This window comes from Rhodohalobacter sp., assembly GCF_041686455.1.
GTDB lineage: Bacteria > Bacteroidota > Rhodothermia > Balneolales > Balneolaceae > Rhodohalobacter.
On the sequence record NZ_JAWLDW010000025.1, the window covers coordinates 17,583 to 29,274 of the forward strand.

At 42.6% G+C, this 11,692-nt stretch carries 9 protein-coding genes; 2 read left to right on the forward strand and 7 right to left on the reverse strand.

The features are described from left to right. Positions 1–30: 30 nt before the first annotated feature. Positions 31–2,961, reverse strand: a complete 2,931-nt coding sequence (locus tag ACESM0_RS05090; protein ID WP_372904286.1) for a M48 family metalloprotease — start codon at positions 2,959–2,961, stop codon at positions 31–33. A gap of 442 nt (positions 2,962–3,403) precedes the next feature. Between ACESM0_RS05090 and ACESM0_RS05095 the strand changes: the two genes are divergently transcribed. Beyond that, on the forward strand, positions 3,404–4,174 hold the full coding sequence (locus ACESM0_RS05095; RefSeq protein ID WP_372904288.1) for a sulfotransferase family 2 domain-containing protein: 771 nt from the start codon (positions 3,404–3,406) through the stop codon (positions 4,172–4,174). Between the two features lie 334 nt (positions 4,175–4,508). Here the strand turns inward: ACESM0_RS05095 and ACESM0_RS05100 are convergent, their stop codons facing one another. The 6 genes from ACESM0_RS05100 to ACESM0_RS05125 form a co-directional block, all read right to left on the reverse strand. Continuing rightward, on the reverse strand, positions 4,509–5,096 hold the full coding sequence (locus tag ACESM0_RS05100) for a transposase (RefSeq protein WP_372904290.1): 588 nt from the start codon (positions 5,094–5,096) through the stop codon (positions 4,509–4,511). A gap of 294 nt (positions 5,097–5,390) precedes the next feature. Next, complete coding sequence (locus ACESM0_RS05105; protein WP_372904292.1) at positions 5,391–6,761, reverse strand: hypothetical protein; 1,371 nt, start codon at positions 6,759–6,761, stop codon at positions 5,391–5,393. A gap of 218 nt (positions 6,762–6,979) precedes the next feature. Continuing rightward, entirely contained in the window at positions 6,980–7,357 is a 378-nt protein-coding gene (locus tag ACESM0_RS05110; protein WP_372904303.1) for a GxxExxY protein, read from the reverse strand. Positions 7,358–7,593: 236 nt separating this feature from the next. Further along, positions 7,594–9,573 (reverse strand): prolyl oligopeptidase family serine peptidase, encoded by a 1,980-nt coding sequence (locus tag ACESM0_RS05115; protein ID WP_372904294.1) that lies wholly within the window; start codon positions 9,571–9,573, stop codon positions 7,594–7,596. 161 nt (positions 9,574–9,734) lie between these two features. After that, on the reverse strand, positions 9,735–10,067 hold the full coding sequence (locus ACESM0_RS05120) for a hypothetical protein (protein ID WP_372904296.1): 333 nt from the start codon (positions 10,065–10,067) through the stop codon (positions 9,735–9,737). Further along, on the reverse strand, positions 10,064–10,279 hold the full coding sequence (locus tag ACESM0_RS05125; RefSeq protein ID WP_372904297.1) for a DUF433 domain-containing protein: 216 nt from the start codon (positions 10,277–10,279) through the stop codon (positions 10,064–10,066). The genes ACESM0_RS05120 and ACESM0_RS05125 overlap by 4 nt, the downstream gene beginning before the upstream one ends. A gap of 171 nt (positions 10,280–10,450) precedes the next feature. Between ACESM0_RS05125 and ACESM0_RS05130 the strand changes: the two genes are divergently transcribed. Continuing rightward, positions 10,451–11,395 carry a DNA-3-methyladenine glycosylase family protein gene (locus ACESM0_RS05130; protein WP_372904299.1) on the forward strand — a complete coding sequence of 315 codons (945 nt, stop codon included), beginning with the start codon at positions 10,451–10,453 and terminating at the stop codon, positions 11,393–11,395. The last annotated feature ends 297 nt before the right edge of the window (positions 11,396–11,692 follow it).

Below are 11,692 nucleotides of genomic sequence, written 5' to 3' on the forward strand. Positions count from 1 at the left end.
GACTCAAGACTCATATCTCACATCTACTTATTAAAACGGAACCACCGCACGCACCCGATAGTAAAGATCATAATCGGTATCTGTGAAAAGCTCCTGAGCCGGCTGAGCAATACCAACAGCATGAGCAAATCGAATACCTCCGAAATTAAGTGAATTTTTTAATTCAGCACCTGCTCCCCATCTCTGTTCGGTACCTTTAGTACCATCATTAAACCGGGCGTTCCAAACTACACCCGCATCCGTAAAGAATGAGATGGTCGTCGACCCCAAATTAACTAAGCCCAGAATGGTTGTGTTCAATGATGGCAGGAACGGAATCCGGTACTCAAGGCTTCCAAAAGCAACTCGATTTCCGGCTATAAAACTTCGGTAACCGCGAACTCTTTCAGCCTGATTAAACAAGTCGATCGGTACTTCACCGGGCAGATTCAGGTTTATGTTGTCCAGCCTTGAAAATCCCACAAAATCCTGCGGTAACGATGATCCCCATTGCTGCTGATATCGTCCGTATAGATATATCCTCTGCATTCCAATTGATTGCATCACCTTGTATGCACTCAAATCTGCAGTTACAAAACTAACATCAGAACCCAGTTTTTTTTCTGCTCCGGTCAATACTCCGCGCACACCCCAGCCATCCAGCGGATGAATTACATTATCTCTCCAAGGCTTTTGCTTTTTGATCTGAAAACCGACCGATAGGTCTGTCTGCCTGGCACGTTCGGGAGCCGGCGTTAAAAATGATTCTGAAAAAGCGTCCCGATCAAATGGGCGAACCAGTACATGCCGAAGCCTCGCATATACGCTTCCATTTTGATAGGGTGCTTCAAATCGGTCAACCGGCATATCCAGTGTAACATCTCCACCAATCAGCTCTTCAACCAAAAAATTATCTCCATAAAAATAGGCACTGCCTGGTGTTTTGTAGATCGATGTGGAAATAGTCGGGTAAAGCTGATTGTTGATATAGCTCAAAATCCCAAATGAGTGATCCGAATTCCCGAATGAAAGATTTCCGGTTGTCGCTATCAAATGTTTACCAAGGGGTTCTGTAAATCCGACAGTACCAAACAGACCCCAGTTTTCAGAATCACCGTAATAGGGCAAAATTATTGTGGCAGCATGTTTGATATTTTTCAACGGTTGATAGCTGTATTGATTCTGAATCAATGTTTCATCGGGTTCAATATTTGATGTAATCCAATTCGGGGCTTGTTTTATTCTCCAGCTTGAATAGGCCTGATTTACTTCTCCGCCGCTAAAAGAGTAATATGACCTGCCCGGATCAATAAAGTAAACCCCGTCCCGACGCTTGGTTTCGCTGGCTTTTACCAGCAACTTTTCCGATTGAAGAGAATCCTGCTGAGTAAACCAGCCGTAGATTTCACCTCCCGTAAACAGATTTGTAACGCGCTGCTCGGTATCGGCTTCAAAATCGTATACAAAGACGTTAGGCACTTCATCCCTTAAAGATGTAAACGCAACTTTATTACCGTCCGGACTGAGTACAAATCGACGATTATCAACGCTGCCGTCATCTATCAACTTCTCCCTACCGGTTAGTGGATCAGCTAAAATCATATAACGATTGCCGAACTCATCAAATTTGTGAATCAGCCACGCCTGTTCATGTGCTACCCAAAGTGGATGCAGTAGCTGTACATCATCGGAATAATTGGTGATACGATTCTCTTCTCCGGTTTGCATATCCAGCTGAAACAGATTTCCTGTTCCATCCTCGTTTGCGATGTATGCGATGGTGTTCTGCAGCGGACCCGGCGTTGGATATTTCGCTCTTCGGCTGCGGGTAATCTGAGTTTCTCTTCCTGATTCCACATCTAACCGGAAAATGTCATTTAACAGCGAAGATTTATCACCCCGAACAGTACGCGAATAGAAAATTTTAGTACCATCACTATTCCAGATTATATCTGCATTTATAGATCCCTCCGCAACTTTTCGACTCTTCCGGGTAGAATCATTCTCAACAATATAGAGTCCTCGAACCCGTCGGGAAAGTGACTGAAGAGACAATACAGCAATTTGAGTCCCATCCGGACTTACTGCCAGATCGTAATAAAATTGACCGGGCAACGAAATCTTATCGGCACCAAGTGAGTCGGTACGCTCCATCTTTGAGGCTAGAGAGTTGTAGTAAATATTAATGTGTTTTCTCCACTCCTCGTAAAAAGCAGAGTATCCGCCATCCACAACTTCATCGAAGGCACTGTAGAAATCGTGATACTCCAACCCGAAAACTTTATCCCTGTGAGAAAGTAGATTTACAAGTGAACTGTCGCCATACGTTTCCGTAAAGTAGCGCAGCTGTGAATTTCCAACCGCGTACATCAGTCTGCCGTTCTCGATCGACTGTCCGTCATTAAATCCCGGACGACTGTCAAAAATAGCTTTTCGCAGCCATCGGTCACCGCGCTGAGAATCCCAGACCTCCGTCTGATATTGTGCCAAACCTTCCGTCCAGTGTCTTGGAAGCGGATCTGCAATTAAATAGTTGAGCAGTCCGAAATCCGACCAAACCGCTTTGAAATGAAAAATATGTCCAAGTTCATGAGCGATCACTTTTCGAAGCCACTTTTCGCTCCCCGTCTTCGTTTCGGCATAGTCATTCAGGTTCACCCAAATCATTGTATACCCTTTTCCGATTGGGTTGGCAAATCCGTTTACGATTTCATCCTCATCGGATAGATAGATCGGGATTTTCTTTGAAAACTCCACTTCAAGATTAGCAGACAACGCAGCGTAACTCTCTTCAGCAACCGCTGCCGCCTGCGGAATGATTTCTGCAATTCGCTCGGGATAGATAATTCTGAAGTGCTCCGTCTCAGCAACCTGCCAGTTAAGATAGGGATGATTACGACCGTTCAGGGAATTAAACCCCTGGGCGGAAAGATCTGCTGTAAAAATGATGAACAGCAGAAAAAGAGAGATCACTGTTTTCATAAAATGGATTGGCTCATCTGTTTGATTACTGTTAAGATAATACCAATTCTATTTGAAAACAGCAGATGAACACATCAAAATACTTTGATGACAACCTTTGCGCTACTCCGCGGTTAATATGCGCAAATTAGCAAGAACAAAAATCATATTTCTCACTGGTTTCCACAGACGTTTACGCAGAGTTTCGCTGAGTTTTTAATTTATCATGTTAATCGATGGTTAGGTTAGCCAGTGCCCAAACTTCGGTATGAACATCGATCCTGAGATTACGAAGGTGCTCTGCCACTTTCTCAGCCGTATTAAATTCGCGGTTCGACAGTTCCGGGTATTGATGATAGCATTTGACAGGAGATGGCAAATTATAACAGAGGGCATGGATAAACAGCCAACGGAAGACTTGCTTTAAATTGTTTATCTTTTGCTAAATGCATAGATCCAAACAATGCCAATAAAAAATATGATCACCCGTACAATCAAGGAGATGAAGCTGAGAGGACGATTTGCAGCCCGAAAGCTTGGCTTATCCGGCTGGCAGATACATCAGATTTGTCTTCAGGATGAGAAACTGATTTACATACCTATCCCTAAAAATGCGTGTACATCTATCAAACAGGGATTACATCAAATCGAATTCGGATGCATATTTGATACAAATCAGCCGGTGAACAAACCCTATGTTGATGTACACGATTATTACAAAAAAAGGTCCGATGCATTTTCAAGTACTGACGCTTTAGAATCTTCTACAGAATTTATTCGTTTTGCCATTGTCCGCGATCCGGTCAAGAGGTTGATTTCTTGCTATCGAAACCGGGTGATTGATCTTGAAGAATTAAAGAAAAACGAATCATCACTCCAAAAATTAGGGCTTGATGCAATGCCCGATATCAATACGTTTGTTCTTAACCTGAAGGAGTATAGGAGAGTAAGTAAGAGCATTGAACATCATTCCCGTCCGCAGGCCTCTTTCTTTGGAAATAATCTGAATTACCTCGATAAAATTTTTCCGTTTGACGAAATTGATCAGCTTCATCAATTTTTGAAAACATATCGTCCGGGCCTCAAGTTCTTAAAACGGAAGTCCGGTGGCACATCATTTTCCGTCGAAGAACTGACTGATGAGTCCCTTAAAAGTGCCGTGGATTTTTACCATATGGATTATCAGTTGCTTTGGGATTATTACAGTTCAGAAGAATATTTAAACAGGATCTAAAATCACTTGGCTATAATTTATCAGAGGCTCGAAATTAAATCGAAATTCCTGGTAGTATCGTTGAATTATTACTTCGGCAATTTATCCAAAATGCTGATGGTTTGTTACTATGGCAACTGCTTAAAAAAAGTTTGGCTAGATGGACGCTGTTTCCATTATCAGTTTGCGAAAGAATTAATTATTTCTGCGAAAATATAAAAACACGCTAACAGTTTGGCAGAAAGGGATATAAGTACAAATCAGTTGCTGCAATTTTATTTTCGATTTCATCTTATACCTGATGTCTTATTAAGTAAATTCAGTTCTTCGGGAACCCTTCTTGGTAGAGATCTAATTATCCAAAAAAGAATAGGATGGCATTGCGGAAGTTATCAAAGTTCCGGTAGCCTTTTGAAATTGACTTTAACTGCTGAATCTTGAAGTTCACTTGTTCGGCCCTGGCATTAGTAATTGGGTAGGAGATATAGTTTAAGATCCCCATCAGGTGCTTGGTAAACATCTCGGCTACTTTTTTACATGCCCCGATAGCTTTCTGGGTAACATCTTCTGACCACTGGTTAAAGTAGTAGAACCCTTCAATAGATGAATGTAGCTCGTAGACGCCTTTGCAGTTCTCTTTGATCAGCCATGCCTGACTGGCCTTCAGATTCATCCGGCTGATTTGCTCGAAGCTATCCGCTTGGCCGGTGGTGAGGTTTTCAGTGTTTTTCAGCCAGGTATAGCGCGTTTTCTTTAGGACAGGCAGGGATTTTACTTCCGCCCTGCGTACCTGATCCTGAGCTTTATTCAGCCAGGCAATCATATGGAATTTATCACGGATAATGCTCGCCCCGTCCAGTTGATAATGGTATTGTAGTGATGGCCGGCCCGAAAAGCTTTTTCGTAGAGCTCTTCGGTTTAATTGTCTACCTAACCCTGCCAATTGAATCTATTATCTGATTGAGCTTGCACTGAATTTGAAAATACAACTAAGCTTATAATTAGAATCAATTTTAATACGATTTTTTCATGTCGATATGTTTATTCTTTGGATTAATGCTGTGATAAATCTGCGGGACTCTGCGAGAACCAAAAATTCTTCAACGTTTTAAGTCTGGCTTTTTAAACAGGTTCTATTTTCTCGCGGATTTCCGCAGAGTGCTACATTGAGTTTCTTATTTCATTATATAATCAATTGTCTGGGTGGCCAGTACTCGGATGCCGGTTTTAAATCACTTTAGTTCTGTTGTTCAAAAATCATCTCAGCACGCATGAGCGTATTGCCTTCACCAAAACGCTGCAAAATAGCCTGATAGATAGGCATCTGATCAACAGATGTATAGTTTTGAGCTGTTCCTTCAACTACAGCCTGAGATGCTCTTACTGCCAGATCATCGCTATTATGGTTGAGGACAAGATCGGTAAAATAGGCTACGCTGCGATCATCGAACTGAAGCAACTCCAGAAGGAATATTGGTGATTGACTACTCCAACCCCAAACGGTATGACCCGGTTCAACTTCTTCAAAAATTCTATCTATGATTACCGGATCGTACTCAAACTCGGGAGGTTTTTCATTTTGCCTTCCTCTGTATAAATAATTTCTGCGCATGTTTGCACGCTTAACAACCCCCACATAGGCAATAAGCAGCAAATTTTTCTGCTGTTCGTGAAGCGAACTGTTCGTCAGTGCACCAGTAATTTTATCAATGGATCTGCTCCAATCCATATCAAAAAATGACTCGCCTTCGCTTTTTTGAAATGCGATCTGATCCAATGGCGGAATTCCTTCAGAAAAACTGTCATCCACTATCCTGTATCGAAATGGGATTGCCTGCATAGAGATAAACGGTTCAACCCAATACCTGTCATATTTATTTCTAAAAGTAAGAAATCCATCGATTGGCAGACTTTCAGAACTCCTGCCTTCCAATACAACTCGCCGGTAGGGAATGGATTCATTCGGTTTATAGTGGATTTCGAGTGAATCTTCGGGCAAGTTTTTATATAAAACCGAAACGAAAGAGTTATCGGGAAGAAGTTCATACCTGTCAGCGGGAGTGATTGCACCGGCACCTTGACCATAACTAATCCCACTTACCTGAATTCGCATGGTATCGGACGTAACTGGAACTGTGGCAGAAATAGAGCCGTCTTTGTTTAAAGTAAATTTTTCTCCTGAACGAAAATCGTAATTATTGAAATTACCAATCACCCGAAACCAGTGAAGATAACCTTCGTTTTCGAAGTGCCTGCCACTTTTATAAGGCTTTGGAAGCATCAGGATATTCATCTCCATGGAAGGCTGATCATAAATCAATACCGGAATATTCATGGTTTGATGAAAAACACCCTTTACCGACAGACGATAAATTCCCGGTTGATCGAGTTGCAGCTGAAAAGTACCATCTTCAGCAACTTCTGCTTTGATCTGTCTGTCAGCAAAGATGTCCTGAACACCCGGAGTTACAGTTGATAATTCTACTTTGGCTATGAGCGAACCATCCACACTCAGAACTTTTCCACTAATGACGGTTTGAGCGCTAGCATTGACTACTGCTATCAAAAGAAATAGTATGGTTATGGATAGGTAATTCAGATTACGCATCTTAGTAATTACTAAAACCGTAGTAATAATCCAAAACCACTTCTGGAAAAGAGGACTCTCTATGAATGATGCCGACAGAGACCTTTACCTGAACGATTCATGATTGGATTCCACTCTGCACAAGTCCGAGGTTAATTTGCGGGACTCTGCGAGAACCTTCCTCTCTTTTTCTCGCTGATTTTCGCAGAGTACTACGCAGATTCACGCTGAGTGGACCTCTACAAATTATTCACTATTCGAATAATTGAATTCTTCAGAGTGGTTACATTAAAATTAATAAGCAGCCCAAGTTTTATATTTGATAACTTCAAATAGGTTAATAACTGTTTATGATGGACATCCAATAGTGTGTCAACTGACTTTACTTCTACGATTACTTTACTATTAACCAACAAATCCATTCGAAATCCCTGATTCATTTCAATCTCTTTATACACCACTGGAATTCCCAACTGTGTTAGTACATCTAAACCCTCCTCACGCAATTCATAGGCCAAAGCAGATTCGTAAACAGATTCAAGCAAACCTGGGCCTAATTCTGTATGTACTTTAAAGACCGCACCCCTTATAGTGTATGATATTTCATTCTCATGTATAAGAGTTTGGATGTCTCTCTTTTTAAAGTTATCCCTCTGCGCAACTCCGCGGTTAATCTGCGGGACTCTGCGAGAACCAAAAAAATCTTCAACGTTGTCAGTCTGGCCTTAAAAAAGCAGATCTTATTATCTCGCTGATTTCCGCAGAGTGTTACGCAGAGTTTTGCTGAGGCTTTTCAAATAGTACCCGTCAGACCGCTCTAAGCGGCCAGACGGGTACTCAGGGATAATTGAAACTACCTTTCAATGTACTGATCAAACCACTGCAGAATTCGTGTGGAAACTTCAGAAATCAGTTTTGGTTCTGTCGGTCCGTGACCGGTTCTCGGCAACAGAATCATCTCTGTATCTACCCCTTTCTCCTGAAGTGCCCAGTAAAATTCCTGGCCCTGCCCAAGCGGAACACGCATATCATTTGAGCCGTGAATAATCTGAGTAGGAGTTACCACATTGTCCATGTAATAGACGGCTGAATGTCGCTCATACGTTTCCATATTTCCATTCCAGTACGGACCACCCATGTGCCCAAGCAGATAGCCCGGAATGTCTGTCGTCCCCACCATGCTCACCAGGTTCGACAAACCGGCACCCATACTTACCGCCTTAAAGCGATCCGTTTGCGATACAATCCACGAGGTCATATAACCGCCATAACTCCAGCCCATCTCAGCCAGTCGATCCGGATCTGCAACCCCCATTTCAATCACTTTATCCACACCTGACATCAGATCTTCATAATCACCGAAGCCCCAATCCTGGAAATTTGCATACCTGAACTCCTTGCCATACCCGGTACTTCCACGGGGATTCGGCCGCAACAGCGCGTATCCCTTATCAGCGAAATATTGAATCGCGTAAATGCTGCCCGCGCCTGTCCAGCTTTGAGAATAGACACCGGCAGGTCCGCCATGTACCATCAGAATCAACGGCACCCGATCACCCTCCTCGTAACCAACCGGATAGGTCAGCAGCCCTTCAATCTCTGTTCCATCATCAGAGGTCCAGGTCAATACCTCGGTTTTGCCCATCTCCGGAAATTCAGATTCATCATGCAGCGTGGAGATTTTTTGCTTTGAAATTTGATCCAATTCACTCGTATAAACCTCAGCCGGCTGATCTGAGTTTTGATAGTTAAAAACTACATGACTGCCATCATTACTGACCGCAAAACCTCGATAAATCCCGTCTTCTTCTGTCAGCAACGTTGGATCACCTCCGTTAAGTGGAACCCTGTATAGCGCCGAAACTGATCTTCTGGGCTCCTGAATCAGTAGTTGACTGTTGTCATCAAATCCAACGATGCTCGCATTTCTGTCATAGGTGTGCGGTAGATCACGAATTTCTCCGCTTGAAAGATTGACTACATAAAGATCCTGCAACCCGATCGCTTCCAATTCACCACCATGAGAGGTGAACGCAACAGAATTTCCATCCGGAGTAAACCGTGGTGAACTGTCCGTTCCTTCCCAATCAATGATGTTCATTACAGAACCGCTGTCAGCCGGCACCGTTGAGATATCCATTTTGTAGCGGTCCTCAATTTTTGGGGTTGGCTGATGAGCGAATACAATAGTCTCCCCGTCCGGCGACCAATCAAATGATGAGGTATGCAAATCTCCCTCATAAATAGCCTTTGCACTGTCTGCTTCAACTCCCTGAACATAAATTCTTGAGAATTTAAAATCTGTATCCACCACGGTTACATCACGCTTTTCCTTTTCTCTAGTTTTTTCCTCTTCAGATTTTGAGTCAGACATGGTAAAGGCGATCCGATTTCCATCCGGCGACCAAGCGTAACTTCCAATACCGTTTTTAGTATGGGTGATCTGTTCAGCCTCACCGCCATTCAAATACATCCGATAGACCTGATTCTCCCCACTCCTGCGTGATGTGAAAGTCAGATACTCACCATCCGGAGAAAATTGTGGATTTGAAACGGACTGATCACCCCGGGTAAACTGGCGATTCATCATGCCATCGGCAGATGCCACCCAGATGTGTGATAGAAATTGAGACTCTTCACCCTCCATTTTAGTCTCACGGATGATATATGCAACCATTGACCCATCAGGTGAAATTGCGGGAGGACCAACTACCGGTTGGTCTACCATTGCTTCAGGCGTCCAGCTTTCAATGACAGCCTGCGAATAGATGGATTGAATTCCGGTTATAACGAAAAGAAGAGTAATCAAAAGAAAAAAACGTAGTTGAGCCATTTTTTTTAGGGTGAGATTAACATTTAGATACAGAGAAATAACCACAAGAAATCGGTAAAGGCAAAAATACCGATAATTTTAACTTGTCTCTTTTATGCTAAACCGGATTCAGGAGTAATATCAATTACCCTCCCCCGATCCACCTTTAAAAATCCTCCCTTTTATTCTACCTTAATAAACTCACCGGGTTGAGGGCTTTTAATAAGAGGTTGCAATTTCTTTACCAATGGCAGTATATCGTCATACGTATTTGTTTGAGCTTTCATCAGTATAACCTGCAATGTAGTAGAAGGAATAGTTTGTTGGAAACTTAAATTCGTATCACTGGTTATGAATACATCAAATTCATTTTCTGATATTGCCAGTAATTCTCCATTTGTGAGGCCTGTCCAACCCATATCCGGAGTTGTTTTTACAAAAAAATTCTCATCTAATTCCCTGATTCGGTAGATCAATTTTTTTGGAAGGCATTCATCCAATAAAATTTTAATCATTGTGGCTGAAGCAGTTGATCTTTGAATTTTTCAAGTACCTGTATAGCTTGCTCTCTTGATACAGTTGGAAAATCGTTCAAAAAATCATTAATCGTATGGCCTGATTCGAGATACTCAAAAAAAGTGCTTACAGGAACACGGGTACTTTTAAATACCGGAGTACCCCCGAGAACATCCTTTCGCTTTTCTATTGGATTGTTATCTGTGGCCATAATTCTATGATGAGAAATTAATTGCTGTACAATTAATATAGTTAACGAACTATCATTTTAGAAATTTTAAGCCATATCGTATCTCTGATTCGTGATTTCAGAATTATACCCGAACGTTTATTGGGCATTTTGTAGTTTGTTTTTCAAAATCAATATAGCCTTAAACATTTTATGTCTTCCTGGACTCTTAAATCCATTCCGCCACATGACTGGTTTATCTGTCTCGATGTAGAGAATTACTTCGATCACGAGCACGACCCCGAAACCATTTTTGAAGAGGGATTCACCCGGCCGATCCCATTGGATGAAAGAGATATCATTGCGACCGTCTTTTTCAACGGGGATCCGGAAAAGCCGGAGTTTTATATTGAAACACCTGAAGATATTTCCAAAGATGAAATTGAACAGGCAAATCGAACATTGACCAGAATTCTGGGCACCAACCTCGATCTTCGTCCACTTTACGATCAGGCAGAAAACGACTCCGTTCTTGGCCCCAAACTGACAGAATTTTACGGCCTGAAGCGAATGTCGCGCGGAACTCTTCTCGAGGATATCATGAATCGGATCATCCAAATGCAGATGGCTCATAAACCGACTGCAAAGAAGATGGCGTTCAAAGTCCGGGAGGCTTACGGTACACACCTCACTCATAATGGGAAAACCCTTCCCGCATGGCCCCGGCCCTTTCAGCTGGCCAAAGCTGATCCGGCTCAGATTCGAAAAATGGGACCAACCCTTAGAAAAGGGGAATACATGGTGGGCCTTGCACAGGATATTCTGGCAGGAGAGGTTGATTTGGATTATTTGGACAAAGAGGCCGATCCACTGGAATTTTATTATAAAATCTCAAAAGTTCGGGGCATCGGGCCCACATCTGCACAGGACCTGATGCTGTTCCGCGAAACAACAGAAGCTGTTTTCCCAAGCAATATGAAAAGCGGTGAAGAGAAAGGATTGCGGAAATGGATCATCATGAGTTATGGTGGCTATCCCACTAACACATCAGAAGAGGAGTTTCTGGAAATGATTAAAAATTGGATGGGATACGAAGCAGCGGCGATCGAGTTTCTGTTTGTGAACTACGTCATCAACCAAAAGAAGGGTCGCGGATAAAGCGGATTTTTGGATTTCGCAGATGTGCGTACCGAGACCTTTAAGCGTGCCTGTGCTTTTCAGGCTCCTTCAAGCGTCGAGGGGATTTGAAACATGTCAGCATTCATGGTGCTTTTCCGTGATTCTGTCAGCTTCCCATAAAATAGCCTTTCGAATTGTAGGAAAATTTCAAAATGCTCGAACCTACCTCCCCCAACGCTGACAGATCCGGTGGGTGCTGTCAGGTTTGTTCTTAATCGACATTCATTCTCGGCAGCCCCACTTTATATCGCACCACGATGACCCGGATCAACACAA

Coding starts and splice junctions, on each gene's coding strand:
- ACESM0_RS05120 (WP_372904296.1), bottom strand. CDS start 10,067: ATGATTAAAATTTTATTGGATGAATGCCTTCCAAAAAAATTGATCTAC.
- ACESM0_RS05115 (WP_372904294.1), bottom strand. CDS start 9,573: ATGGCTCAACTACGTTTTTTTCTTTTGATTACTCTTCTTTTCGTTATA.
- ACESM0_RS05130 (WP_372904299.1), top strand. CDS start 10,451: ATGTCTTCCTGGACTCTTAAATCCATTCCGCCACATGACTGGTTTATC.
- ACESM0_RS05125 (WP_372904297.1), bottom strand. CDS start 10,279: ATGGCCACAGATAACAATCCAATAGAAAAGCGAAAGGATGTTCTCGGG.
- ACESM0_RS05105 (WP_372904292.1), bottom strand. CDS start 6,761: ATGCGTAATCTGAATTACCTATCCATAACCATACTATTTCTTTTGATA.
- ACESM0_RS05090 (WP_372904286.1), bottom strand. CDS start 2,961: ATGAAAACAGTGATCTCTCTTTTTCTGCTGTTCATCATTTTTACAGCA.
- ACESM0_RS05095 (WP_372904288.1), top strand. CDS start 3,404: ATGCCAATAAAAAATATGATCACCCGTACAATCAAGGAGATGAAGCTG.